Annotated in this window: 26 protein-coding genes and 1 pseudogene; 10 read left to right on the top strand and 17 right to left on the bottom strand. The window is 48.0% G+C overall.

The window, feature by feature from the left end; all coding sequences use genetic code 11:
* Positions 1–37: 37 nt before the first annotated feature.
* Positions 38–814 carry a MipA/OmpV family protein gene (locus HV340_RS12290; RefSeq protein WP_059306233.1) on the bottom strand — a complete coding sequence of 259 codons (777 nt, stop codon included), beginning with the start codon at positions 812–814 and terminating at the stop codon, positions 38–40.
* 105 nt (positions 815–919) lie between these two features.
* Here HV340_RS12290 and HV340_RS12285 point away from each other — a divergent pair, with 105 nt between their 5' ends.
* On the top strand, positions 920–1,606 hold the full coding sequence (locus HV340_RS12285) for a response regulator (protein WP_020882404.1): 687 nt from the start codon (positions 920–922) through the stop codon (positions 1,604–1,606).
* The gene (locus HV340_RS12280; protein ID WP_181216007.1) at positions 1,603–2,805 is read left to right on the top strand and encodes an ATP-binding protein; all 1,203 of its coding nucleotides are present in this window, start codon (positions 1,603–1,605) and stop codon (positions 2,803–2,805) included. Before HV340_RS12285 ends, HV340_RS12280 begins: the two co-directional genes overlap by 4 nt.
* Positions 2,806–3,052: 247 nt before the next feature.
* Here the strand turns inward: HV340_RS12280 and HV340_RS12275 are convergent, their stop codons facing one another.
* The gene (locus HV340_RS12275) at positions 3,053–3,943 is read right to left on the bottom strand and encodes a GNAT family N-acetyltransferase (RefSeq protein WP_059306231.1); all 891 of its coding nucleotides are present in this window, start codon (positions 3,941–3,943) and stop codon (positions 3,053–3,055) included.
* Between the two features lie 248 nt (positions 3,944–4,191).
* Between HV340_RS12275 and HV340_RS12270 the strand changes: the two genes are divergently transcribed.
* The 3 genes from HV340_RS12270 (at position 4,192) to HV340_RS12260 (ending at position 6,671) form a co-directional block, all read left to right on the top strand.
* Complete coding sequence (locus tag HV340_RS12270) at positions 4,192–4,539, top strand: MerR family transcriptional regulator (protein WP_025203954.1); 348 nt, start codon at positions 4,192–4,194, stop codon at positions 4,537–4,539.
* Between the two features lie 34 nt (positions 4,540–4,573).
* A complete protein-coding gene (locus tag HV340_RS12265; RefSeq protein ID WP_237770633.1) occupies positions 4,574–5,329 on the top strand; it encodes a glucose 1-dehydrogenase in 756 nt (251 codons plus the stop codon).
* Between the two features lie 136 nt (positions 5,330–5,465).
* Positions 5,466–6,671 (top strand): FAD-dependent oxidoreductase, encoded by a 1,206-nt coding sequence (locus HV340_RS12260; RefSeq protein ID WP_059306229.1) that lies wholly within the window; start codon positions 5,466–5,468, stop codon positions 6,669–6,671.
* A gap of 39 nt (positions 6,672–6,710) precedes the next feature.
* Here the strand turns inward: HV340_RS12260 and HV340_RS12255 are convergent, their stop codons facing one another.
* A complete protein-coding gene (locus HV340_RS12255; RefSeq protein WP_059306228.1) occupies positions 6,711–7,607 on the bottom strand; it encodes an AraC family transcriptional regulator in 897 nt (298 codons plus the stop codon).
* Positions 7,608–7,781: 174 nt separating this feature from the next.
* Here HV340_RS12255 and HV340_RS12250 point away from each other — a divergent pair, with 174 nt between their 5' ends.
* A complete protein-coding gene (locus HV340_RS12250) occupies positions 7,782–8,723 on the top strand; it encodes an MBL fold metallo-hydrolase (RefSeq protein ID WP_063924877.1) in 942 nt (313 codons plus the stop codon).
* Positions 8,724–8,819: 96 nt separating this feature from the next.
* Here HV340_RS12250 and HV340_RS12245 read toward each other — a convergent pair whose 3' ends face one another.
* On the bottom strand, positions 8,820–9,587 hold the full coding sequence (locus HV340_RS12245) for an alpha/beta hydrolase (protein WP_059306227.1): 768 nt from the start codon (positions 9,585–9,587) through the stop codon (positions 8,820–8,822).
* Between the two features lie 75 nt (positions 9,588–9,662).
* Positions 9,663–10,484 (bottom strand): alpha/beta hydrolase, encoded by an 822-nt coding sequence (locus HV340_RS12240; RefSeq protein ID WP_063924878.1) that lies wholly within the window; start codon positions 10,482–10,484, stop codon positions 9,663–9,665.
* 140 nt (positions 10,485–10,624) lie between these two features.
* On the opposite strand from HV340_RS12240, the gene HV340_RS12235 reads away from it, so the two are divergent.
* A complete protein-coding gene (locus HV340_RS12235) occupies positions 10,625–11,104 on the top strand; it encodes a MarR family transcriptional regulator (RefSeq protein ID WP_025203961.1) in 480 nt (159 codons plus the stop codon).
* 181 nt (positions 11,105–11,285) lie between these two features.
* On the opposite strand, the gene HV340_RS12230 is transcribed toward HV340_RS12235, so the two are convergent.
* From HV340_RS12230 to HV340_RS12215, 4 genes are all read right to left on the bottom strand, one after another.
* The gene (locus tag HV340_RS12230; RefSeq protein WP_063924879.1) at positions 11,286–12,434 is read right to left on the bottom strand and encodes an MFS transporter; all 1,149 of its coding nucleotides are present in this window, start codon (positions 12,432–12,434) and stop codon (positions 11,286–11,288) included.
* Positions 12,435–12,496: 62 nt separating this feature from the next.
* Positions 12,497–13,480 carry an adenosine deaminase gene (gene add, locus HV340_RS12225; RefSeq protein ID WP_063924880.1) on the bottom strand — a complete coding sequence of 328 codons (984 nt, stop codon included), beginning with the start codon at positions 13,478–13,480 and terminating at the stop codon, positions 12,497–12,499.
* Positions 13,470–14,435, bottom strand: a complete 966-nt coding sequence (locus HV340_RS12220; RefSeq protein ID WP_063924881.1) for a nucleoside hydrolase — start codon at positions 14,433–14,435, stop codon at positions 13,470–13,472. Before HV340_RS12220 ends, add begins: the two co-directional genes overlap by 11 nt.
* Before the next feature lie 305 nt (positions 14,436–14,740).
* The gene (locus tag HV340_RS12215) at positions 14,741–15,406 is read right to left on the bottom strand and encodes a Crp/Fnr family transcriptional regulator (protein WP_181216006.1); all 666 of its coding nucleotides are present in this window, start codon (positions 15,404–15,406) and stop codon (positions 14,741–14,743) included.
* 254 nt (positions 15,407–15,660) lie between these two features.
* On the opposite strand from HV340_RS12215, the gene HV340_RS12210 reads away from it, so the two are divergent.
* Positions 15,661–16,194, top strand: coding sequence for a hypothetical protein (locus HV340_RS12210; protein ID WP_025203966.1), 534 nt, complete (start codon positions 15,661–15,663; stop codon positions 16,192–16,194).
* A gap of 317 nt (positions 16,195–16,511) precedes the next feature.
* On the opposite strand, the gene HV340_RS12205 is transcribed toward HV340_RS12210, so the two are convergent.
* A complete protein-coding gene (locus HV340_RS12205; RefSeq protein WP_063925456.1) occupies positions 16,512–17,117 on the bottom strand; it encodes a hypothetical protein in 606 nt (201 codons plus the stop codon).
* Positions 17,118–17,706: 589 nt separating this feature from the next.
* Here HV340_RS12205 and cspA point away from each other — a divergent pair.
* Entirely contained in the window at positions 17,707–17,919 is a 213-nt protein-coding gene (gene cspA / locus HV340_RS12200; RefSeq protein ID WP_014170400.1) for an RNA chaperone/antiterminator CspA, read from the top strand.
* Positions 17,920–18,085: 166 nt separating this feature from the next.
* On the opposite strand, the gene HV340_RS24485 is transcribed toward cspA, so the two are convergent.
* From HV340_RS24485 to HV340_RS12185, 4 genes and pseudogenes are all read right to left on the bottom strand, one after another.
* On the bottom strand, positions 18,086–18,814 hold the full coding sequence (locus tag HV340_RS24485; protein WP_323133848.1) for a mechanosensitive ion channel domain-containing protein: 729 nt from the start codon (positions 18,812–18,814) through the stop codon (positions 18,086–18,088).
* A 107-nt stretch (positions 18,815–18,921) separates the two neighbouring features.
* A pseudogene (locus HV340_RS24480) lies at positions 18,922–19,342 on the bottom strand (hypothetical protein).
* A 314-nt stretch (positions 19,343–19,656) separates the two neighbouring features.
* Positions 19,657–20,526, bottom strand: coding sequence for an aldo/keto reductase (locus HV340_RS12190; protein ID WP_163387348.1), 870 nt, complete (start codon positions 20,524–20,526; stop codon positions 19,657–19,659).
* 143 nt (positions 20,527–20,669) lie between these two features.
* Positions 20,670–21,434 carry a glucose 1-dehydrogenase gene (locus HV340_RS12185; protein ID WP_063924883.1) on the bottom strand — a complete coding sequence of 255 codons (765 nt, stop codon included), beginning with the start codon at positions 21,432–21,434 and terminating at the stop codon, positions 20,670–20,672.
* A gap of 266 nt (positions 21,435–21,700) precedes the next feature.
* Between HV340_RS12185 and HV340_RS12180 the strand changes: the two genes are divergently transcribed.
* Positions 21,701–22,600 carry a LysR family transcriptional regulator gene (locus HV340_RS12180; RefSeq protein ID WP_014170396.1) on the top strand — a complete coding sequence of 300 codons (900 nt, stop codon included), beginning with the start codon at positions 21,701–21,703 and terminating at the stop codon, positions 22,598–22,600.
* Between the two features lie 75 nt (positions 22,601–22,675).
* On the opposite strand, the gene HV340_RS12175 is transcribed toward HV340_RS12180, so the two are convergent.
* From HV340_RS12175 to HV340_RS12165, 3 genes are all read right to left on the bottom strand, one after another.
* Positions 22,676–23,467: a carboxymuconolactone decarboxylase family protein gene (locus tag HV340_RS12175; RefSeq protein WP_080472754.1), complete on the bottom strand. Its 792-nt coding sequence runs from the start codon at positions 23,465–23,467 to the stop codon at positions 22,676–22,678.
* Positions 23,467–23,964, bottom strand: a complete 498-nt coding sequence (locus HV340_RS12170) for a cupin domain-containing protein (RefSeq protein WP_237770623.1) — start codon at positions 23,962–23,964, stop codon at positions 23,467–23,469. Before HV340_RS12170 ends, HV340_RS12175 begins: the two co-directional genes overlap by 1 nt.
* A 109-nt stretch (positions 23,965–24,073) precedes the next feature.
* The gene (locus HV340_RS12165) at positions 24,074–24,430 is read right to left on the bottom strand and encodes a cyclophilin-like fold protein (protein ID WP_020882425.1); all 357 of its coding nucleotides are present in this window, start codon (positions 24,428–24,430) and stop codon (positions 24,074–24,076) included.
* Positions 24,431–24,525 lie beyond the last annotated feature (95 nt).

Here is a 24,525-nt window from a genome sequence, read left to right as displayed (position 1 = left end):
TCTGGCGGTCAGATCACCAGATAACCGATATCCTGCATCAGAATGTATAAAATGCCCCGACGGTAAAGAGAAGATATTCATCCTTTTGCACAATGGGGCTGCTGCTTACACGGTCTGCAAGCGTGATATACTCTAAATCCGCATAGCCGGACCAGTTATCATTAAATGTGTGTTGCCAGTTAATATCGTAATTCACACTGTTTAATCCGCTACCCGCGTTGAAAGGCCTATATCCGGAATGGATACTTTGATTCTTATTCACCCCAAACCAGGTATTATTATACCGTGCGTCGCCGTATTTTCTTTCGGTACTGATTAGCAGAGTATCTGTGTCGTTAGCAAAAAGAACGACATTAAGTTTAATTTTATATTGCATTCCCTGGCTTTCAGTCAGCGGTGCCGTAATATTTCCCTCAAAGCCTATCCAGGGTGCCATCCACCATCCTGCCGTGGTGGTGGTATTCATTACGGTATTAATCTTACCCATACCTTTAAGTTTATCAGAGCCTTCCTGAAGCCAGGCGTTTCCGCTATCCGTGCGGCCAAGGGAATACCCCAGAGCTTGCCCCAGGTAAACGCCATTACTGAACTGATGGGAATAGACAATGCCTTTGTCGGTATTGACGGACCAGTCATCGTGAGTCCATCCGAAATACGGCAGCGTATTGACATCATATTTATTCGAGCCGGTATATTCAGGCGCATATTGTGAACCCACGCCAATCGTGACATAAGATGCTTTTTTATCTGATGATGCCTGTGAAGCGAACGATGCAGCGATGAGTGTTACTAAGGCGATTTTTATTTCCTTCATAAAACTTCCTGAATGAATTATGCTTATATCTATGAATTGCGGAGTATGCGGGCGGTCAATCAATATTCCTGCAAGATTTAATCAAGATTCCATCAAGGTGCGAATGTGAAACGTGTTTTAATTATTGAAGACGATTTGGATGCCGCGAATGTGCTTGAGGCCTACCTTAAGCGCGATCAGTTTCAGACCTCTTCGGCCAGCAGCGGTAACCGGGGGCTTGAACTGGCATTCAGCTGGAAGCCCGACATTATTTTGCTGGATGTGATGTTGCCCGGCATGAGCGGGAACGATGTTCTGCTGGCCCTGCGTCGGCGCAGTGATATTCCCGTGATTATGATCACCGCCATCCGCGACGGCAGCGACAAAATCAGCGCCCTGCGATTTGGCGCGGATGACTATGTGGTGAAGCCCTATAACCCGGGTGAGGTGGTCGCCAGAGTCCATGCTGTACTTCGTCGTTATTCCGGCGAGCGCAGCAGCACGCTTATTGAGTACCGGGGACTGCAGGCAGATACAGAGTCCATGACGGTAAGCGTTGAGAGCGAGAACGGGCAACGGACAGCGCTGGATTTAACGCCGACGGAACTGCTGCTGCTGATGACATTTCTTAAGTCACCGAATAAGGCTTTCACCCGTCAGGCGCTTCTTGAAGCGTGTCTCCCAGAAAGTGAAGCCCTGGAGCGCGTTGTGGACACGCATATCTATAACTTGCGAAAAAAACTCGAGTCAGCGGGGCAGACTGATTTGCTGATAAACGTAAGAGGGATCGGTTACCGATTTGCAAATGCATGAAAAAGTTTACGTTATCGCCACGAGGCGAACCGAGTACGCTGTGGAACTGGATATGCAAGCGGCTGATATCTCTGGCAGTCGGAAGTATTATTCTTATCGCCTTTTTTATGTGGGTGCGATTTTTTGTTGAAAACAAATGGCACGCCTACCGGATGCCAGAGGCCGTCAGGGCTGAACTCTCAGTTCTGAGCAAGCACCCTGAACAGAACATCAACCGCTATCATGAAATTATCGACACCTGGTATGGGCTGTCCTACTCAGATCCGACGATGGGGATTAAGGACTGGGTGATTCTTGGCATCCTGGTTCTGATATTCATACCGATTATTTTTATGCTTACGCTGAAAACAGCGCGCCCCATATCCCATCATATTAGCCGGCTTGCCGGTGCGGCACGGTCTGTTGCTGAAGGCGGGTTTGGGACCCGTGTGCCCGTCCCGGACAATCTGCCGCTTGAATTGCGTAGCCTCAGCGAGAACTTTAACGGGATGTCGATGCAGCTGGAACGCTACGAGAAAGATTTGAAAAAATCGCATGTGATCATGGCACATGAATTGCGCTCGCCGCTGACGGCTGCCATCGGTCGTCTGCAGGGCATTATGGATGGCGTATTTGAACCCAGTCAGGCCCAGTTGAACATGATTATGCAGCAGATGAATGATTTAAACAGACTGGTTGACGATCTGCATCTGTTAAAACTGGCTGATGCCAACCAGCTGAATTTGAGCCTGGTATCAACCAGCCTGGACCAGATAATCCGTGAGAAAGTGGCATGGACGATGCCTTCAGCCCAAAGGGTGGGAGTGAACATTATCTACCATGAGGGGGAATCTGTGACCTGTCGGGTTGATCCGTACCGGATAGGCCAGGTCTTTTTGATCCTGATGGACAATGCGCTGCATTACGCTGCGGAAGGGGGCATCCTGGATATTCGTTATCATGTCAGCGATAAAAAGGTATCCGTTATTTTCCGCGACAACGGTCCGGCAGTCCCGGACGCACTGCTTGAAACCATATTTTCACCGTTTGTGCGTGAGGAGCAGTCCCGTTCACGACATACCGGTGGATCCGGGCTTGGGCTCTCTATTGCCCGAGCGATATGCGAGGCTCATCGCGGTACTGTCTTTGCAGAACGGAATGCCAGCGGAGGGCTATCGTTCACGATGACGATACCGCTAAGCGAAAAGGGACAGCATTGACGGTTCCTTAACAAAGGGTGAACTGAATCTTGTAAAAATTGAGTTTAAATACATGGTAAACGGGGGTTTACCATGTCACCTGAATTACTTCTCTCTCTGCTTTCTGCCTTTCGTAAAATGGTACGATGTGGATGTTTTTTACTGTACATCGCACCGGTGATTGTCATATTTCAGGTTATCATTATTATTTTATTGGATGCGCCGAAAGGAGATAAATAATTGTTGAGGGCAGGGCGGCGAATACAGTTCAAAGAACCAGTGATTTACCTGTCGGCTGGGTTTCGGCCCAAAGCAGTTTATAGTCCCATTTTTTATCATACAATCCGATTGAAAATTGCATTGCCTTATTTTCATTGCGACACACTTCTCGTGCATCAACAATATTTTTCCACATGAGCAGACTTCCTGGACTGAATGCGGTGATCGACGGGTCAATCCCTCCGTTAGGAACATCAAAATACAGGCTTTTTTCACTACGGGCACACAGTACGAGATCTATCGCAACGGGGGCACCTTCAAAGAAAAGTACATTGCCGGTGACCATATGTGGCAGGGCGGTTAACAGTTCAGTGATGTTTTTCCTGTTATAGCATCTGACGCTGTCAGCAAAACGCAGCCTGAAAAGATGCACGTAAATATCAGCAATATCCGCCGGTGACATCTCTCTGAGCGGTATGCATTCTCCGCCCGCAGCCAGCATTTTCTTTAGCTCGCCGTTTCTTTTTTTCACCGTTTTACCTGAGAAAGACGTTTTAATCAGGCAAACCTTACGTTTTTCACGAAAAGCATAGGTGGCATTTATTATATTCCCACGCAGCGATGAAGACAGCCGGTTTGTTTTTACTGGCAGAACGATTTTTTGATCGGCAGCCATGGGGATAATAATTTCATCATAAGATACCGGGTAATCGCGCCAGACATTCAGGCCGAAGGTATTTTCATCACTGGTAAAGTACGCTGCGGTGACCTCGCCATCGCGTCGGTAATGCCAGAATGCGAAATCTTTTTCCTTCTTCTGCATAAAGAAATTGATAATGTCGGGGTGAGTATTAACACTGCCGCCGTACTTATAATAAGCCGCCTGGTAATGCGTGAAGTGTGAACGTTCCCATCCAAAAAGCGAATGTCTGAAGCCCATTATTGTTTCTCCTTGCAATCTCATCAGAGGGCGCTGTCAGCGCCGGGCAGTTCTGTCTGAACAGGCTGATTATCCCGACCGTTAATCAATAAACGGTCAAGGCAAAATCAAGATTGCTGCAATCTTCGTTGGCGGAGTTAATTTTGCCTGTCTCAGGAAATATCTGCTTACATTCCAGCTAACGCTATGCTCTTTACATTGACACTAGTGTCAATGTTGTAGAGTGCATCTATGACGAGGAGAAAGGTATGCGACCATCTGAACTGGCGGCGCTCACTGGCGTCAGCACCCGAGTGCTAAGACATTATGAAGCTAAAGGACTGATTGTTTCTCAGCGGTTGGACAACGGTTATAGGAATTACGACGCAAAAGACGTCGAGAAAGTGAGATGGATAACCTCGCTTTTAAAATGTGGGTTCAGTACCCGACAGATTGCAGAGCTGGAAAAGTTTTCTCAGGTAAGCGACATGGATGATGCGCGTTTTATCCAGTGTCTGGCGCAGCACAGAGAAAAACTTCGGGCACTGGACACGCTTATCGAATTACTTAATGAACGCAGAAATACACTTGCCACGCGTATTCACGCCTACGAGTGATCGCTCTGTCTGAGCAGTAATAACAGGAAACATCATCATGAAACAGTTAGACAATAAAGTCGCGTTAATTACCGGTGGCAGTAGCGGTATCGGGCTGGCCGCGGCCAAACGGTTTAGTGAAGAAGGTGCAAAGGTGATTATCACTGGCAGGAATGCAGAAACCCTGCAGCAGGCGATGAATGAACTCGGTGACGATAATGCACTGCCAATACAACACGATAACGGTGACATACGAAGCCATGAAAACCTGTTTCGCATTATTAACGAAAAGTACGGCAAGCTGGATGTGATGTTTGCAAATGCCGGCGTTATTGTGCTTTCCGATTTCCCGGCCTCCACCGAAGATGATTTTAATACGCAGTTTGATATCAACGTAAAAGGGACGTTTTTCGCCGTGCAACAGGCCCTCCCGTTAATGTCCGACGGTGGCTCGATAATATTAACGTCCTCCATTGCGCATTATAAAGGGTTCGATGGACACAATATCTATGCCGCCTCAAAAGCCGCGCTGCGATCTTTTGCCCGCAGCTGGACGACCGACCTTAAAGGCCGTGGGATCCGCGTGAATTGTCTGAGCCCAGGACCCGTCGCCACACCGATTATCAGTAAAATGGGCGTTTCCCAGAGCGATCGCGAGGTTTTTGACGCCAGCATCGCAAGTCGTATTCCGTTAGGTCGATTAGGCAAGCCTGACGAGGTTGCCGCGGCAGCGCTGTTTCTTGCATCGGATGAAAGCAGTTTTATTTCGGGTATCGACCTGTCTGTCGATGGCGGGATGGGGCAAATTTAGCGGCGCGCGCAGCGCTGATAAAAAAACATCAAATTTGATTAAAGCACATCAATTTTGCTAGAGCAGGCGGGTTTGACTTTCACTACTCTTGGTGCGGTAACGACATTTTCATCATCCGCTGTTAACAGGTATCGCTATGAAAAAACGTATTATTATTGCCGGTTCGGGTTTTGCAGGTATGTGGGCCGCCATTTCAGCAGCAAGGCTGGTACATATGGAAAAGGCAAATGATCGGATTGAGATTTTTTTGGTTTCTCCGGAACCTGCATTAACCATTCGTCCAAGATTGTATGAAGCCGTACTTGAAAATATGGCACCCTCTATTCTGCATGTTCTTGAGGCTGCGGGTGTGCACTATATTGCCGGTTATGTCACCGGTATTGATGCAGAAAATAAAACTATCTCGGTAAAAAAAGAGAGTGGCGAAACCTCAGTTAATTTTGACAGTTTTGTGCTGGCCACCGGAAGCCAGGCATTTCACCCTGAACTGCCGGGGATCACGGAATACAGTTTTGACGTGAACTCATTGAATGCTGCTCATGAACTGGAGCAACACCTCATGTCGTTAGCTTCAGAGCCTGATTCTCCCGCACGAAATACTGTTGTTGTCGCCGGTGGGGGCCTGACCGGGCTTGAGACCGCCACTGAAATGCCGGAACGCCTCAGAGACCTCTTGGGTTCGGAGCGCCATTTGCAGGTTATTATTGTGGATAGTTCGAACAAAATGGGTCAGGCGATGGGTGAGGATGCCTGTGAGATCATCAATCAGGCGCTGGCCAGTAATGGCGTGACTGTTCGAACGGGCGTCAGAGTGCGCGCAATCAACGCTGAGGGGGTGATGCTTTCGGACGATGAATTTATCCCCAGCAAAACGGTGATATGGACGGCGGGAATGCGGGCCAGCGCGTTAGCCGCTCTCATCCCGGGCGACCACGATAATCTGGGTCGTGTTATAGGGGATGCGTATCTGCGGGCACCTGCCGCCAGGGGTATCTTCGTTACCGGCGATACCGTAAAAGTCCCTACGGATGATGAAGGTAATTATAACGTCATGTCCTGTCAGCATGCGATGAGCCTGGGGCGCGTCGCCGGTCATAACGCGGCAGCAGAAATACTGGGATTACCGCTGCATCCTTACAGTCAGCCAAAATATGTTACCTGTCTTGATCTGGGCAAATGGGGGGCGGTCTACACGGAAGGCTGGGATCATCAGGTTATGTACCAGGGCATGGAAGCGAAAAAAATAAAGCAGGAAATTAATACTCAGTGGATTTATCCGCCAGAACCCGACAGAGAGAAAATGTTTTCTGTTGCTAACCCTGATTATATTATTGTTCCGTAACAGGGCATCTCTGTTGATGCTGCCTGGCGGCAGGCAGCATCAACGCGTGTTCTTTTTTTCACGCCATTGACCGGGGGTCAAGCCTGTTATTTTTCTGAAGGCCTGGGTAAATGCATTTTGCGAGCCATAGCCGCTTTCAATGGCAATTTCTGTAATCAGTTTATCGGTGTGTTGTAACTCGTGGAAAGCGCGTTCCATTACGCGCTGCTTAAGCCACCCGTACGGGGTTAAGCCGGTACTGTTTTTAAAGGCACGGCAGAAATGAGCGGAGGAAACTCCCAGCTCAAGGGCCAGTGATTTAATCGTGACATCACCTATCGGGCTGTTATCCAGTTTTTCCAGCGCCATTTTTAATGCGCGCGAAGACAATACTCCTTGCGACTGGCCTGCGGCTGCCAGCGTGTTGGAGTGGTTTTTTATTAACTGTAATATTAATGACAGTGTTAAGTGCTCGCAGAGCAGTTGGTTAATTTTGTTATTGTCCGAAATGATTTCCGCAACGGCCAGCGTAATTTTTGATGCCGTCTCATCAAAATGCGCTGTGCGTAAGAGTAACTCTGCAGTGGGTATCTCCATTTGATTCAGAAGATCGGCGAAAATATTATCAGGAATATATAAATGCATAACATCTACAAGACCAGCAATATCCCAGCGAGATGTACTTCCCTGAGGAATTGTCGTGATGGCGCCTTTCCGGATCGTGTTTTTAACGATTTTATTTTCTGTTTTTCGCTCAACACGCTGCATATGTCCAACGTGAGCAATAATCACATGTTGATCGAGTGGCGGGATAGTTTCATGCAATGGCCCATGCGGCCAGTGATAACAGCGAATTTGCAGCGCATCTCCATTGTCTATGCCTAATTCAGGTCGGTTCTTTAATACCTGAGCCATTTTATGAACGGCATCGTCAAGAGGAATGTCATGATTTTTCATGAGTATACCTGTTAATAACAGTGGGCATCATAAGAGTATAGCGATGTTTTAACCCTGTTTCATTGTGTTCTGTCTGCATGTTTATTTTTGATGATGGGAAATAACAGAGGGGAAAAAGTCATTTCTACGGTGTGTATACCCTTAAATCGATTAATTATGTTGTCTGGAGGAAATATGGCGATATCTAAGAATGATGCAGCGTCGTTAGCACCTGTTAATGGTACTTCGCATGTTGAAGCCGTTTATGAAAAGGTGCCATCACGTTATGCACTACAGGTCGGTAAGATTGATGTTCTGGTGATCAGTGACGGCGTGTTGTCATTACCTGGACCCATGTTGGGTCATAACGCGGAGGCCTCCGAACGTACCCACTGGTTTGAAGATAAGTTTCTGCCTGCCGATTTTCTCGACTGGGCATTAAATGTGGTTCTCGTGCATAGCGGTGACCGGACGATCCTGGTTGATGCAGGGATGGGGGAGGCTTTCCCTGATTTACCCCGCGCCGGTCGAACGGTTAACCGCCTGGCGTCAGCGGGGATAGATCTTGCCAGCGTCACGGATGTGATTATCACGCATCTGCATATGGATCACGTTGGTGGGCTGCTTATTGAGGGTGTGAAAGCGCGCATGCGGTCAGACCTTCGCATTCATGTCGCTGCTGCTGAGGTGGAATTTTGGCGTGACCCCGATTTTTCACAGGTTTCCATGCCGCCTGGTTTCCCGGAAGCACTGCGCCAAACCGCTACCCAATTTTTGCAAGCGTACCAGACTCAACTGCACACATTCGAAGAGGAATACGAGATTGCACCCGGCGTGCGTGTCGTTCGTACAGGCGGGCATACTCCCGGACACAGCGTGGTGAGGCTGGCCTCTGAGGGGGAACGACTCACCTTTGCCGGCGATGCTATTTTCCAGGTTGGGTTTGAACATCCTGACTGGTTCAATGGTTTCGACCATTATCCCGAAGAAGCGGCACAGATTCGCATTCGTCTGCTGCAGGAACTGGCAGATAACAGAGAGTCGTTGATCGCTACTCATCTCTCATTCCCGTCTGTCTGCCATGTTGCTGTCGACGGCGATACGTTCCGTTGCATTCCGGGTCCCTGGGATTATTAAGAATACCGCTGATGTCATACCGGCAGGAACATAAGAGGCATTACCTATACGGCCATCCCTCAGACGAGGGATGGCGTTCAGGAGGGAGAGCGATGTTTACTTCGCCGCTTCCTCAATAAGTGTGGCAACGTCCTGCGGATGAGAAACCATCACGACATGGGATGCGCCCTTGATCACCACGGTGTGTTTTGATCCCGCGCGTTCAGCCATGAATCGCAAACCCTGGGCGGGGATATTCTTGTCGCCGTCACCGTAAATGAAGTAAGAGGGCAGTTTTTTCCAGGCAGGCGCACCTGACTTTTCAGTTAAAGCCGCTTCGGTAATCGGTCTTTGCCCTGCGGCCATCAGCGCCGCCTCTTTAGCTGAAACGTCATGTGCGAATTGCTGGTGGAACTTCGCCTGGTCGATGGAGAGATCGACGCTACCATCAGCCAGCTTCACCGGTGCGGCGAGCGCCTGGCCAAGCGTGCCGCCAGGGAATTTTCCGGCCAGGTCGGCCGCCGCTTCACCGGCATCCGGAGCAAATGCGGCGACATACACCAGCGATTTCACATTGTTTGTATCAAGGGCCGCGTTCGTAATGACCTGGCCACCATAGGAATGGCCGACAAGGACGACCGGCCCCTTAATATTGTTCACCACGGAAGAGACGTAAGCCGCATCAGTCGAAACACTGCGCAGCGGATTCGCCGCAGCGACGACGTTATACCCGTCCTTTTGCAGGATTTGGGTAACGCCATTCCAGCTAGAAGAGTCGGCAAAGGCACCATGAACCAGGACAACAGTCGGCTTAGCGGTTTCTGCGATAGCACTGGCAGACAGCAAAACGGTGGCAACGGCAAGGGAGGCAGCAAATTTGGACATGATCGTTCCTCTTTTCAATTCAGTTTAAAGGCTATGCGTATGAAGGTTGCGGCCTGTCTGGAACAGGCCACATTGTTAGTTGCGAATAAAGGCCAGTACGTCAGCGTTAAAGCGATCGGCTTCTGTCTCCGCCAGTCCATGTGAACCGCCGGCATATATCGTCAGCGTTGCATTCGCGACGATCTCAGCGGCGCGGTGTGCAGATGCCTTAATGGGGACAATCTGATCGTCGTCGCCATGAATAATCAGAGTAGGGCGATCAATCTGTTGCAGGTCGTGTGTGTAATCGACTTCAGAGAACTCATGGATGCAGTCATATTGCCCCTTAATACCGCCCTGCAGGCCGATTCTGCGGAAGTTTTCCCGCAACCCGTCATTGGTGGGGACATGGTCACGGTTGAAGCCATAGAACGGAACCGTCAGGTCGAAGTAAAACTGTGAGCGGTTTTTGGCCGTGCCTTCGCGGATGGCATCAAACACCTCCATCGGGGTGCCGTCAGGATTGGCATCCGTCCGGAGCATCAGAGGAGGGACTGCGCCGACCAGAACGACTTTAGCCACACGTGAGGTACCATGACGACCGATATAATGTGCAACTTCGCCGCCCCCTGTTGAGTGACCCACTAAAATCAGATCCTTCAGATCCAGCGCCTCAATCAGCTCAGCGAGATCGTCCGCATACTGATCCATATTGTTACCGTGGAAAGTCTGGTCCGAACGCCCGTGGCTGCGACGGTCGTGTGCGATGACCCGGAAACCCTTCTGGCTGAAAAACAGCATCTGCTGATCCCATGCATCAGACGATAACGGCCATCCATGAGCGAAGAGGATAGGCTGACCTGAACCCCAGTCTTTGTAGAAAATGCCTGTTCCGTCTGTGGTGGTGAAAGTTGTCATTTCGTTCTCCTGTCATGTGTTGTGCTATTAGTTTGTGTGCGACTTGTTTGTGTGCAAATGAATATGGCAGCCCTTTTTGCCTTTGTCAATCGCTTGCAATTAAATCGTATGCAAATTATTTTAGAGGGACTGGAGGACATATGACTAAACACACTACTTCCGAGGATTCCCTGCCCGATGTGCACGGTATGCTCTGTTTCTCTCTTTACTCAGCGGGACATGCTTTTACCCAGCTCTATCGTCCCATGCTCGATAAGCTTGGCCTGACCTATCCCCAGTATCTGGTAATGGTCACCTTGTGGAATCAGGATGGGCGAACAGTGAAGGAACTGAGTGGAATTCTTTTTCTTGAGTCCAGCACGCTGACCCCTTTACTGAAGCGGCTGGAGACTGCGGGGTTGATCACCCGGACACGCAATCCGAAGGATGAGCGCGAAGTGCTTATCCACCTAACGGAGAAGGGTGAGGCGCTGAAAAGCGAGACCAGCACTATCACGCGCTGTATCGTGGATACCCTTGGCATGGATGCCGACATCATTGCTGACATCAAAGCATCAGTTGATAAGATCCGTGACAAGATCCACCGTGCGCAGAAACCGGACGCCGATGACCTATCCTGATTGAGGCGGATTCGGGTTCCTGATAAGTGTACGTCTGGTGACTGACAAGACAGGTACCGGGGAGTTCCTTTGCTTTAACTGCCGGGGTGGGCGGGTGCAATGTCCGCTGCGCCCCGAAGCGACTCTTCAACAGCGTTCATGCACTGCTGTAAAGAATATTGACTTACCCATTGTTGTTTATTCACTGGCGGTTCAGTTTTGGCAATAACACAAAAAGCAAAAATGACAGTAAGAACATGGCGGTGACTGACATGGCAAGAGGGGTGAGCCCACCCGTAATAAAATGTCCAGTTATGAGTGACCCCAGCGCAGTCGTTATGAAGGTGAGGAAAATCATAAGCGCAGATCCTCTGGCATCATTACTGCCTGCAGAAACGATACCCCTGTAGAAGGCGACGGGGCCCCTTAACCCCAGCGCAAAACCCATTGGCGTAAAGAGTATGGTCATAACAAAAGCCCGGCTTCCGTTCAGGAAACCATATCCCGATAGCGCGAAGGCGCTGAGCAATGCCATAAGCGTGCCGGCAAGAATTACTTTTTCATGGCTAAAACGTTCAGCCAATCCCGGAGAAATGTTGGCGGCGATGATGTAACCTCCTACGTTCAACATTTGCATAAGGATGAAGTCATTCAGGTTCCCGCCCATGGAAAGGATAATGACGCTTGGTGCTCCGAATACGAACGTTATCAGACCGCCAACGGCCAAAGCCTGGCTCAATGCATAGCGAAGATAAACAGCATTTTTCAATAATTGTACGTACGTTCCAGGCGTGTGCTGGCCTGGGTTTCGTTCTGGTCCCTTTGCAAACCTTATCATTACAGCTAAAGCCATCGTCAGTACGCCCAGAGAGATAAACGTGATTCTCCAGTTAAAGAACTGCAGGATAAGTGTACCTACTACAGGGGCTATCGCCGGAACTAATGCCTGTATGCTCCCTAACAATCCAATTGCCCGGGCTGCCTTCCGATGAGGAAACAAACCTCTAATAAATCCAGGGATGAAAACTGATGCTGCAGCAGAAGCCATCCCTTGTATAAATCGTAATATTAAAAGAAGTGTTATTTCTGGAGCATACGCGCAACCAAAAGAAGTTAGTGAAAATAAAAGTAGCGCAAAGAAGAGCATCCTGATTTTGCTGAAGCGATCGGCCAGGTTACCAAATAGTAATAAACCACAGGCACTACCTGCTACATATATGGAGAGTATCCTTTGTGATATCTCCGATGAGATATTAAAGACTGTAGCAAAAAGTGGAATAGCAGGCAAAACCATATCGGTGCCGGCGGCGGTAGACATCGCACAGAGTATTAGATACAAAAATGTGGTCATGTTATTTCATATTCGATGTAATGAGCGCTCATGCCTGTTGTTTAAATGTATGTCTGGGATTATCACCCCGTAAGATTGGCTTTGAGTTGTTTCTTCAGCGGTAGCGAGGCAAAACATGCGTCAATAGCATTGATATTGCAAACCAGAAATTCTTCTGTGTCCCATCCAAAAACATGATGTAATAGTTGATATTCTTTATCCAGTGAGGTGTTGGCAACGGTTCTGGCATCAGTATTAATGCTTAATGAAATGCCTTCACGAAAAAGCGCATTAACAGGGTGCTCTTCAATGGAAGGATAAATATTACAGACAATGTTACAACCCGGGCAAATCTCCAGATGGATATGCTCTGCAAGCAACCGATCTAGTGTCGCTCTGTCAGCAATGCTTCTGACGCCATGTCCGATGCGAGAAACTTTCAGTTTATTAAGCGTTTCATTTACGCTGACGAAATCCTTAGCCTCTCCTGCATGTGCGATACAGTTGCCTCCATGCTGGCGTACATAATTAAACGCCTCAACATGGTTATCCAGCGGATAGCGGGCTTCATCAGCTGCAAGGTCAAGCGCGACAACCCCATAATGCAGGTATTTTGTCACCAGTCTTGCCGTCTCAAGGCTCTGTTCTGCCGTAAAATGACGCAGTGTACATAATATTAAATTGGCTTTGATATCAAAAATATGGCTATTTATCTGCATGGCATCCAGGACGGTTTCAATGACCTCTTCAGCCGTAAGATATTGATTAAGATGTAAGAGTGGCGCAAAGCGTAACTCAGCATAAATTACCCCATCAGCATGGAGTTGATCAAACATGTCTTCGACGGCCTGACGTAATGCAGTGTGGGTTTGTAATAAGCTCAGCTGCGGAGAAATTCTTCTTAAAAAATCTCCCAGGTCAGTACATTGACTCTGTGCGATAAAATTCGACTGAAATACTTTAAGATTCAGTGCAGGCATCAGCATTTTTGCGCAATGATAGCTAATACAAGTATCCAAATGAACGTGAAGCTCAATTTTCGGAATCCTTCGGGAATTAAAATGCATCTAAAGTTCCTCTATACATCATTGCGGAGTCTGCGAGTAACGAGAATAATTTCTCTTTGAACATACCACTTTTTATTTTAAGTATAATTCTGACATTAGGTGCTTTCCCTGTAAGGTTTGTCGCATCGATAACATAATGTCCATACGATGACTCACATTTGTACTCCACCCAGGAATAACGGGAAAACGCCTCCTCAACAATATCAGGAAAAAGCGCTACTGCCATGGTGGTGGGGTCTGGCAAATCAAAACCCTTGCGTACCGTTCGGCCTGCATTAAACTCCATCAAGGATTTGTTGCATCTTACGGCGAACTGACCCAAGGGGCTCAGTTGATTGAGGTATGCTATATCATCTTCATTAATGAAAGCTTCTCCCATGCCTATTTCCCACCCAACGACTGTCATAGGGAGCCCTGATTGCATCACAATATTAGCGGCTTCCGCATCAACAAAAAAATTGAACTCAGCCAGAGGCGTGATATTTCCCGAAGTAAGGCCGGCACCGCCCATGATATAAACATGTTTAATTTTTTTCGCAAGCGTTGGTTCCTTCAGTACTGCCATTGCCAGATTAGTCAGAGGTCCCAGGGTAACGATCTCAAGTTCACCTTTGAATTTTTCTGCATAAAGAAGAATCGCATCTACCGCATGAAGTGATTCCGACTTTAGGGTGGTGGGGGGATTTTCCATATTACCCATACCATCTTTGCCATGAATATGGTGAGAAGTGAAGTGGGTTTTAAAAAGCGGCTTTGTCATTCCGGAAAATACAGGAGGAGCATATGTTCCGGCTTTTTCAATACTCACTAATGCGTTTTGAACACACTGTTCGATCTCACAGTTACCAACGACTACTGTGATTGCTTCAACCCTAACGGTACGCTCTCTGAGTGCCATCACAATAGCGACTGCGTCATCAGAAGCGGTATCAGTATCAATAAGTAATTTTCTCATAGTATTTCTCTCAGTAAGGAAGCTTGTCACGAGATAAGATGACGAACAATGCATCCAAAAAAAAGGACATCTATCTCTTTTTAGTGGACATGCCAGTCGGTCTCGCTTCAATAACGATTAGTATTCTGAGCGCTAACTTCGCTAAGATATTTGTGAAAAAAATCGCGCGCCATAGTTTTTATATATGGTTAGTGCTTTTATAAAATAAAAAACTTGTGATTAAAAAAGGCTTCATATAAATGAACCATCTTCCGATGGCGTTGAAAGCGGCTGTGGTAGAATGTGGTGCGAAGGTTATTTGCAGATTACTCTGGCTTTAATAATTCACTGTCTTTCACTATAATCGTTTTATTCTTGAGTTCTATGATTTGATTTTCTTGTAACTCTGCTAAAACTCGATTGAGATGTCTCACCGAAATGGAAAGAAATGATGCGACCAATTCTCTTCGCTCAAGCCTGATAACGGAACCATGTTTATTATATTCATTCATGAGGTAATTTGAAACTCTCTGTAATGAACTTAAACACATAGTGGTTTTTAATTGAGAAGAGATGAATAATTTATTTGCAAGTTGTTGGCAAAGAAAACGAAGAAAAACTGGCTCATTAAATCCAATAGTATTTATATAGTTAAGTGAAAAATAAACTATCGTTGACGTCTTAAGGATCTTTACTGTACTCAGATTTCTGCTGGTGCTATCATGTTGGAAAATTTCAATGGCACCAATCACAGAGAGAGGTTCTTCTATACAAAAAGTAATATCTTTACCATCTTTAGATAAATGCTCTATTTGTACCTTACCTTTAATTAAACAGTAAACTCCCGATGGGGAATCTCCTTGGTGGAGTAAAATCTCTCCCTTATTAAAAATCAGTAATTTAGCTCTGCTGAGTATGTCATCTGGTAAAATGAATTTAAGTTTAGAGTTCAGAATGTCAGAATGTGATAAATCTATTTGTAATGATTTCATAAAGGTGACTCAACGCTTTGTTTGTGAATTATTATAGATTGCGCATGAAATAATCTCAAGTCATATGCCTGGCATCCCCAGGTTAACCTGTCAGCGATGATATTTCTGGCGCATCTATACCATTTTCTCAAATCGTCATCAATTCTTATAATAAAACTCCTTTCGAAAAAAGGACATGCGTCCTTTTTTTTCGATAAAGCGTTTTTTATACTCCAGGTAAATGGTCTGAGAGTTATTTTATTTGGGGCGGGTTTATGCATTCAGCAACCACTATCGTTACTTTTAGCGGCAAGAAAATTGATTTTCTTAATCTCAGTATAAATGATATAGATATAATTGATATCGCTAAGGGCTTGTCAAATGAATGCCGTTTTGGTGGGCAATGCGAAAGTTTCTATTCAGTGGCTCAGCATTCCGTTCTGGTAAGTTATTTAACGCCAGTGCATTTGGCTCTGGAAGGGCTTCTTCATGATGCCACCGAGGCTTACATAAAAGATTTCCCTTCTCCTTTAAAAAAATGTATGCCGCAGTATATAAACCTTGAGAAAGAAATTGAGTCATTGATCAGAGTGAAATTTAATATTTCCTCCTGTAAAGCCTCAGAAGTTAAGCATGCTGATCGGATCATGCTCGCTACTGAAGCGAGGGATCTGGGTATGGAAAAGGTATTAGACTATCCTTCCCTGCGAGATATATCACCATCGGTTATAATTAAAGTCGTTCCGATGCTACCGAAAGCTGCATTTAGTGCATTTCTTGAGAGATTCGCCGAATTAATAGAGCGTTAAGATGTTAGTCTGCGAATTCACATATAATCACGTGAATTTTTGCTGCGAGGGAGATTGACTTCACCATTAAAAATCTGAAGAAGAGATTTTTGATGTTGTTTTTTTATCTTCATCTGTTCAACGACTATTGATTCTTTTTCACTTTATAAGGGCATTACCTGAACACGGAGCACGCGGATGGCGTTAAGAGAGATGTAACATATTATATTGGGCGCTACAACGTTTGCTTTTGAGAATAGAAGTCCGCTCTCCCTGTGGCGTTCAACTCATCGTCACAGGAAGATTGGCGTGTTTATCGTGCTCTCTAAATACCAGAATCATTTCTGGCGGGGGAGCGACCGGAAAGAGCAGTAGTACCCTACAGATGCTATAAGGCAGAGCATATACCCGAATGACTCGCTGCCTTCCTCCACGACATTTTTGACTACCCTGACGTAGCTTTGATCAAGTATCGCGTACCATAACCCGTGCATTCCAAACAGTCGGGAGAAGACCAGGACTGCCAGCAGACCACTGAGCATCACGCCGTACCACGGGGTACGGGTATAGTCTGCCAGTTGCGTAAGGGTAAGACGATAATGCATAACGGGATAAAGCAAAGCGCAAACGGCGGAAAGCAGTGCAAACCATACCCAACTTCCGTGAGCCAGAAGATCGAAAAATGCATCCAGTTCTCGAATCAGCATGGAGAGGAAAAAGCCGCCAATCAGGATGTTGCAATAGCGCATGAATGCCCATTTCTTCGCCAGCAGGAAGTGTATAAATACGATGCCCCCTAAAACTGTTTCCTGCACAATTTCGGTCAGCGATATCTCCGGTATATCCAGGTTAAATAAATAGATATCCGCCCACAGGCAAAGCACGGGCACAGTGCAGGCTGCTGACGCGAAGAGAAAGAAGAAAAAGCTTTTGAGCACAGACATTAACACCACCACTTTCATTCAAAACACCTATGATAAGTGGCTTCGAACGAAAATCTATTTCACTTTGTGCGCTATAGGCATGAATTTTAAGCATTTTGAGCTACTTAGCGAGGGCGCATTAGCTTTCCACCTCAGACTTCAGCCTTGCATCAGAAATCCAGGTGGAAAGTCGCCTGAGCGATGTAATCCCATGTCACACGAGTTCAGCCTCTGGTTGAGCAGTCACGTGCATACGATGACCCATCGTCAGACGGGTATCCACCCTCAAAAGGGGAAGTATGCTTTAGCTAAACAGGGCGTGAATACGCTGCGCCAGCGCCTTAATTTCCATAGCCATTCAGCCGTCCGGGTGTTTAAGTGGTTATAATAAAAAATAAAAACTTTGCTTAAAAAATTTTTCTGTGCCTAAATAGCGTCATCGGTTTGGAATACAGACCTTATTAAAGCAGTTTAGTAAAGCAGTCCTCAGTTCAGGTGTTATCAATAGATACTCTTCTTCGTGAGCCTCCTCCTAAGTGCCAAATAAGTTACTCTCTAAATACAGGCCATCATCGCCGCGCTTAGTGGCTCAAAAAATAAGGAATTATCTATGTCTAATAAAATGACTGGTTTAGTAAAATGGTTTAACTCTGATAAAGGTTTTGGCTTTATCACTCCTGACGACGGCAGCAAAGATGTATTCGTACACTTCTCTGCTATTCAGAGCGACAGCTACAAATCTCTTGATGAAGGCCAGAAAGTGTCCTTCACCATTGAAAATGGCGCTAAAGGCCCAGCAGCGGGTAACGTTTCTCCGCTGTAAGTCGCGCACATTGTCGGTGAGCCTTACGATAGCGATGAAGACGCGAGTCTGAGCAGTTAAGCTTCACCGATAATAAAAAAACCCGCCAAGTGCGGGTTTTTTTATGGCTTCAGGATGGTGATAGGCTGTCTATTATTCCGTTTGACCGGCCTGTTTTCAAAAAAACTTAACCTTCACCCGGAGGTGGGGTGCGGTCCCGAAGGCTGTGTTCCTGTGATAAACGCCAGAAATCATGTCCTGCCGGATACTGATATAAGCGGAGCGAGAATTGACCGGCGACAGCGGTGATGTATTCAAATATCGCTGACTGAGTATTTTCATACTCCATCCACAGTACGGAAGAGGTAAAGCAATAAATTTCCAGGGGAATACCCGACGGCGTAGGCTTCAGCGTTCTCACCACAATATACATATCTTTGATAATATCAGGCCGATCGGCGAGCCAGGCCATCAGGTAGTGCCGAAAGAGCGTTAAATTTGTCAGGCCATTATCCATAAACCAACTGTCCGGTACGCCCAGGGGATCACGCCCGTCGATGAGTTTTGCCAGCGGTTCATTCGTGCCGCGCAGGGCCAGCATCGGGGCCAGCGTTTCCTGCGTGAGAAATGTAACGGAGTGCTGATCGATCGTGGTGCTGCGCATAATCCGGCGTGCGCCTGACGAAAACATGGCCTGCCAGTTGGTATACGTTTCGGTCAGAAAGTTTTTGGTCGGGATACGCGAGATCGTGTTATCCCAGTTACGGATAGTAATGGTGTGCAGCGCAATGTCGGTCACTTCGCCACTCAGGTTTTTATCGGGCATTTCAATCCAGTCCCCCAACTGCAGGACGTCATTTGACGAAAGCTGGATGTTGGCAACGAGCGAAAGCAGGGTATGCTGAAAGACTAACATCAGCACGGCCGCCACGGCCCCGAGGCTGGAAATAATAATCGCGGGGGATTTATTCGACATGACGGCAAGGATCATGATCGCGGCGATGACGTGAATAAATATTTTCCCTATCTGGATATAGCCTTTGATAGAGTGATTTTTACGCTTCGTCTTGCGTAAATATGAGCTGTTGACAATATCCAGCATCTCATTGAAGAAAACCGACAGAAAAATAAAGAATAGAATCCCACAAATGGTATTTATTGCCGTCACCAGCGATGCAGGCATATTGGGCATAAACTGCAGGACGTAATAAACGATAATAACCGGAATGAAATTCGACAGCTTTTCGGCTATGCGTCGATCTTTTTCCAGCGGGACATCCTGTTTATGGCTGGCAAAGAAGACCTTACGAACGATTTTTATGAGCAGGAATTTGCACATCAGGTGCGCAAAGAAACCTGAGATGACCAACAGAATAAGATTAAATCCAATGGCCAGAGCCGGATTGCTTTCTATAAATGTTAATAAATAATCCAAGTACACCATCGCTTATCGCCTGAATAAGTATGCCAGTTTGTATTAACCTTATTCAAAAGATAAATACAAAGATTTAACCAAATCATATAATGGCATATCCGGTACAGACAAGTCCACGACCTGAATCCTAAGTCGCACAGACCTATTTTGTTTCGGTCGGTAACTTTATTTCCAGAACCGTTCCAGGCAATAAAAGCAGACGATGCCCACCTTCAGCATTTGGATCGCTAAAACATATATCCTCTCCCTGTTCGGTACCGAAGCAGGGAGAGGGGCGTAACATTCTCTGCAGAAGTGGAAGAGGGTGGCACGCCGCGTCGCGCTTAGTCGTGGATTTTTACACCCAGACACCCGCGAACAAACTCAGGGTTAAAGTGTTTAACCGCATCGCCAACATAGCCTAAGTCGAGCGAACTGATTTGCGCCATTTCGGCATCGGTCAGAGAGAAGTCCCAGATAGCCAGGTTCTCTTCAATCCGGTTCTGGTGCGTGGATTTAGGAATGACGGTAACGCCACGTTGCACATTCCAGCGCAGAATGATCTGAGCGATGGTTTTTTGATGCGCTTCGGCAATCCCCTTGAGCATTTCATTTTCGTACGGTTTGTGCCTTCCGCCGCCAAGTGGTGCCCAGGCTTCTGGCTGAACGTTGTAATATTTCATGGTCTCGAGTGCGTCAGATTGCGCAAAGTAAGGGTGTAATTCCACCTGATTTACCATGGGCTTAATTCTGACCGTTTCACAGAAGTTGGTGAGCACGTGGGCGTAGAAATTAGACACGCCAATCGCTTTTAGCTTTCCGGCATCATACTCATCTTCCAAAGCCCGCCACGCGCTGAAATAATCACGCATTGCCTGATGCAATAAGTAGAGATCGAAATAGCCTAATCCCGATTTTTTTAACGAGGCCTCAATACCGGCTTTGGCGGTCTCGTAGCTTGCCATGTCCTGCACCCACAGCTTAGAGGTAATAAATAACTCCTCGCGGGTACACAGACCTTCAGCGATGGCTTCACGAACGGCATCGCCCACGGCGTCTTCATTGCCGTACACTGCTGCGGTATCAATGAGGCGATAGCCTGTACGAATGGCGCTCAGTACTGACTGTTTACATTCTTCTTTATCGGTGACCTGAAAAACACCAAAACCCGCCATCGGCATTCTGAGGTTGTTGCTTAATACTGTATATTCCACTGAAGAGTCCCTCCACCCTGTTTAGACACCATTCAAAAGTATAAACAGAACCACGACGAACCCGTGGTAATCGTCTTTATTCTTTCAAATCGCTGAATACGCTGGTCTACACCCTGTCGGGAATAAACCAGAATGACATCTGATTACTGAACCGTATAACCGCCATCAATTGCCAGAGCCTGTCCGGTGACGAAGCTGGCATCGGAACTGCACAACCATAAGACGGCGCGCGCGATCTCTTCGGGCTCGCCCAGGCGACCAATTGGCTGCAGTTTCATGAGCTCGGCCATTGCGTCAGGCTCGCTGTTCAGCATATTTTCGACCATTGGCGTGCGGATAATGCCGGGACAAACGGCGTTGATCTGTATTCCACGTGCGGCATATTCCAGCGCTGCGCTTTTGGTCAGCCCGAGGACGCCATGCTTTGTCGCATGATAAACGCCGCGCCCGGCAATGCCGACCAGCCCGCCCAGAGACGAACAGTTAACGATAGCGCCACTTTTCTGACGGCGCATTTGTTGCAGCTCATATTTCATGCAGTTCCAGATACCCCGCAGGTTAATCGCGTTGACGCGATCAAACTCTTCGCCGCTGGCATCTGCGGTTTCTGCAATGGGGCTCTGAATACCGGCGTTGTTATAGGCGGCGTCGAGCTGACCAAACGCCTGTACTGCGTTCTCAATCATGCGTCTGACCTGCTCTTCGTCAGTCACGTCGCAGACGACGGGTTTCACGGTATACCCTTCAGCCAGTAGCACATCCGCTTCGCGAGATAACGCATCCTCGCGAATATCCGCCATCACCACCGTTGCGCCAGATTCGCAAAATGCCCTGACGGTCGCGAGTCCCATACCGGAAGCCGCGCCGGTGACCAGCGCCACCTTGCCACTAAAATCATACTTAACCATTTGATACCTCTTACCGTGGAATCACGTGCAATGAAGACGTCTCACGTTGTGTAAAAGTATTCTGCGGGAAATGTGATGTTGTTAAAACTGACTAAATCAAAATGCAGTAATGAGGAATTTTCATAAATTAGATAGACTGCTTCTCGTACAGCGCTGGCGGCCGTCATTTATAATGAACGCCATACCGCCAGAACGCTTTTCGTCTGAAGAGACAGTGTATTGGGATGAATCAGCCACCCATTTTTTCCGGATATCAGAGGCCCAGATTGGCACGAGAAAATCTTAATGACTTAATGGCTTTTATTGCCGTTGCGCGCGAAAAAAGCTTCACCAAAGCTGCGGCCCAATTAGGCGTATCGCAGTCAGCCCTGAGCCATACTATGCGTACCCTCGAATCTCGGCTGGGGATGAAACTGCTGACTCGCACCACGCGCAGTATTGCGTTAACCGATATTGGTCAGTCCATGCTGGATGACCTGGGGCCTTACATCGATGGTATTCAGGGGCGTTTGCAGTCCCTGAAAGATCTCAACAGCAAACCTGCGGGTACGGTGCGCATATCAACGTCAGATTATGCTATCGGGTCTGTTATCTGGCCGAAGCTGGAACCGCTGCTTAAAGAATATCCTGACATTAGTCTGGAGCTGATTGATGACTATGCCTTGACGGATATTGTTTCCGGGCGGTTTGATGCAGGAACCCGTCTGGGGGAACAGATCTCCAACGGCATGATTTCCGTGCGTATTGGCCCGGATGTCCGTTTTGCCGTGGTCGGCTCACCTGATTATTTTTCCCGCAATCCTCAGCCGCAGCACCCTAACGATCTGATTGATTACAACTGCATCAACCTGCGGTTTCCGACGCATGGCAATTTATACGTCTGGGAATTTGAAAAAGAGGGTAAAAGCCTGAACGTGAAAGTCACTGGCCAGCTGGTCTTTAGCCGGATCTATCAGTGCCTTCAGGCTGCAGTGGAAGGGTACGGCCTGGCGCATGTTCCGCGTGATATCGCAGAAAAGCATATTGCCCGTGGGGAGCTTATTAGCGTGCTCGACGACTGGTGCCCCTACTGGGATGGCTATTATATTTACTATCCCGAGAACCGAAATCTATCGAAAGCATTCCAGCTGGTGGTCGACGCGCTACGCCATTACAAACATCCCTGAAGAGAGACGTTTGTCAGCAACGCAAAGCCAGGCCCCTCATCCGGTGCCTGGCGTTTACAGTTGCGTGGCTAAACGTCAGGCTGGATCCCTGCCGGCAAACACCTCTTTAAAGACCGGCATCGCCGAGAAAACATTGGGCCAGCCCGCAACAAAGGCCAGTTGCGTCAGGACTTCGGACGCTTGGGTCCGGGTTAAACCATTGTCCATGGCGCGGTTGAGATGGTAAGGAACCTGGGCCACCTGGCCGGCAGTGACCAACGCACTGACCGTGATCAGACTTCTGTCCCGAGGCGCCAGTCCGGGCCTGAGCCACAGGTTCTGGAATAGCGCGTCGGTCGTGTATTTCACTATGCCCGGCGAGACCTTGCCAAAGTTTGATTCAACCAGCGTGGCACGCTTGTTTTCCGACTCCTCATCCAGCGGCAGGAAATCCACCTTTCCGCCTGGCAAGGAAGCGGTATCGATATGGCGTTGCGCAAACAGCTGACGCGTGATCAGCGCCGCAGAGGTGGCGTTCGGCCAGCCGGCGTAAAAAGCCAGGTGGGTGATTGTCTCTGAGATTTCCGCAGGTTTTACGCCGCTGTCCAGCGCCACGTTGAGGTAGTGGGGAAGTTCCGCCGTATCATTGCGGCTGATCAGCGCTGCAACCGTCACCAGGCTTCGATCGCGTCGCGACAGTTCCGGGCGATTCCAGAGATCTTTGTCAATAAACTGTTCTGAATAGGCAGCCATTGCTGGCGCGACCTGGGCTACAGCGTCCCGTGAGTCTTCCGGTTTCATTGTCGAACTCCTGTTTTGAGTAGTCTGGGAGACACATCCGTTAATCAATAAGAGTGAAACGAAAAGCAGGGCGGTTCTGTTCAGCATTAATGCCCTCCCGCCTGCAGGTACTGCGCATCGCTGACTTTTTCAAGCCAGTTCACGTTTTGCCCCTGCTCATTCGATTCCTGAATGGCCATATGTACCATCGTGGTTTTATCCGTTGCGCCGTGCCAGTGTTTAACCCCTGGCGGGCATTGAATGACATCCCCGGCGTGCACGGTTTTTCGCTCCTGCCCCCACTCCTGCACCCAGCCCGTCCCGGACGTGACCACCAGTGTTTGCCCAAGCGGATGGATATGCCAGTCGGAACGTGCGCCGGGCACGAAGGTGACATACGCGGCGCCTGTTCTTTGCGGGGCGACAGGTGAGAAGAGGGGGTCAATGTAAGCACGTCCGGTAAAGTGGTCAGCGGGTTCGGCAATCGTCGCGCGACTGCCCGTTTCAGACACGGTCATTTGAGCTGAAGGGGTGGTTTCGCTGTGTGCGGACATACCTGCAAATACCAATAGTGATGCTGCTACAGAGGTGAAACGGATCATCATACTCTCCTGTTGTGAATGAAACGGCAAACCCGGTACCGGGAAAAAGAGAAGGGGATAAATGTGTTGTGATGAGATTCGCCGGCTGTGCCGGAAATACATATTCGGGCGGCTACTTATCCGTCAGTAGCTCAAATCGGGCAGTATATTCAGCAGGTGATACGGGCAAGGCATCCGGTTCGTCTAATTGCCCCAGCGTAATTAATCCCGACGCATATCCGTGTGCTTTATAGAAAATCGCCAGATTTCCCCACGGGGCATATAGCGTGATATCACCCTTAGCGGCCGCGGTACCCGCGGGTGCGCCGGCCGTGGACAGGCGGCGAGGAAGATCGCCGATTTTCTCTTCCCCGGCATAATCTTTCAGCTGCAGCGTAAGGGGCAACAGTGCGATAAAGTCACGACTGGTTTGGCTGCTATTTAACGTTGCGGTCAGCGTCTTGTCGTTGAGTATAATTTTTATCTTCATCGGGTGTTCCTGTATGAGTTCGTTGCGCCAGCCGGCATTCGTCTGCAGTCATTGGCAACTATTCTTAACAGAAATAAACCGCGTGTTAATAGGCG

The organism is Enterobacter sp. RHBSTW-00975 (genome assembly GCF_013615235.1).
GTDB lineage: Bacteria > Pseudomonadota > Gammaproteobacteria > Enterobacterales > Enterobacteriaceae > Enterobacter > Enterobacter ludwigii.
Note: the sequence above shows the minus strand (reverse complement) of the source record. Positions and strands in the feature narration are given on the sequence as shown.

Bases quoted from the DNA above. Each gene is read 5' to 3' on its own strand.
- cspA (WP_014170400.1), top strand. From the start codon at position 17,707: ATGTCTAATAAAATGACTGGTTTAGTAAAATGGTTTAACTCTGATAAA.
- HV340_RS12270 (WP_025203954.1), top strand. From the start codon at position 4,192: ATGCGACCATCTGAACTGGCGGCGCTCACTGGCGTCAGCACCCGAGTG.
- add (WP_063924880.1), bottom strand. From the start codon at position 13,480: ATGCATTTTAATTCCCGAAGGATTCCGAAAATTGAGCTTCACGTTCAT.
- HV340_RS12240 (WP_063924878.1), bottom strand. From the start codon at position 10,484: ATGACAACTTTCACCACCACAGACGGAACAGGCATTTTCTACAAAGAC.
- HV340_RS12205 (WP_063925456.1), bottom strand. From the start codon at position 17,117: ATGTCTGTGCTCAAAAGCTTTTTCTTCTTTCTCTTCGCGTCAGCAGCC.
- HV340_RS12175 (WP_080472754.1), bottom strand. From the start codon at position 23,467: ATGCTGAACAGAACCGCCCTGCTTTTCGTTTCACTCTTATTGATTAAC.
- HV340_RS12185 (WP_063924883.1), bottom strand. From the start codon at position 21,434: ATGGTTAAGTATGATTTTAGTGGCAAGGTGGCGCTGGTCACCGGCGCG.
- HV340_RS12280 (WP_181216007.1), top strand. From the start codon at position 1,603: ATGAAAAAGTTTACGTTATCGCCACGAGGCGAACCGAGTACGCTGTGG.
- HV340_RS12215 (WP_181216006.1), bottom strand. From the start codon at position 15,406: ATGAAATCATTACAAATAGATTTATCACATTCTGACATTCTGAACTCT.
- HV340_RS12220 (WP_063924881.1), bottom strand. From the start codon at position 14,435: ATGAGAAAATTACTTATTGATACTGATACCGCTTCTGATGACGCAGTC.
- HV340_RS12250 (WP_063924877.1), top strand. From the start codon at position 7,782: ATGGCGATATCTAAGAATGATGCAGCGTCGTTAGCACCTGTTAATGGT.
- HV340_RS12255 (WP_059306228.1), bottom strand. From the start codon at position 7,607: ATGAAAAATCATGACATTCCTCTTGACGATGCCGTTCATAAAATGGCT.
- HV340_RS12230 (WP_063924879.1), bottom strand. From the start codon at position 12,434: ATGACCACATTTTTGTATCTAATACTCTGTGCGATGTCTACCGCCGCC.
- HV340_RS12210 (WP_025203966.1), top strand. From the start codon at position 15,661: ATGCATTCAGCAACCACTATCGTTACTTTTAGCGGCAAGAAAATTGAT.
- HV340_RS12290 (WP_059306233.1), bottom strand. From the start codon at position 814: ATGAAGGAAATAAAAATCGCCTTAGTAACACTCATCGCTGCATCGTTC.
- HV340_RS12260 (WP_059306229.1), top strand. From the start codon at position 5,466: ATGAAAAAACGTATTATTATTGCCGGTTCGGGTTTTGCAGGTATGTGG.
- HV340_RS12165 (WP_020882425.1), bottom strand. From the start codon at position 24,430: ATGAAGATAAAAATTATACTCAACGACAAGACGCTGACCGCAACGTTA.
- HV340_RS24485 (WP_323133848.1), bottom strand. From the start codon at position 18,814: ATGTTAGTCTTTCAGCATACCCTGCTTTCGCTCGTTGCCAACATCCAG.
- HV340_RS12275 (WP_059306231.1), bottom strand. From the start codon at position 3,943: ATGGGCTTCAGACATTCGCTTTTTGGATGGGAACGTTCACACTTCACG.
- HV340_RS12245 (WP_059306227.1), bottom strand. From the start codon at position 9,587: ATGTCCAAATTTGCTGCCTCCCTTGCCGTTGCCACCGTTTTGCTGTCT.
- HV340_RS12235 (WP_025203961.1), top strand. From the start codon at position 10,625: ATGACTAAACACACTACTTCCGAGGATTCCCTGCCCGATGTGCACGGT.
- HV340_RS12170 (WP_237770623.1), bottom strand. From the start codon at position 23,964: ATGATGATCCGTTTCACCTCTGTAGCAGCATCACTATTGGTATTTGCA.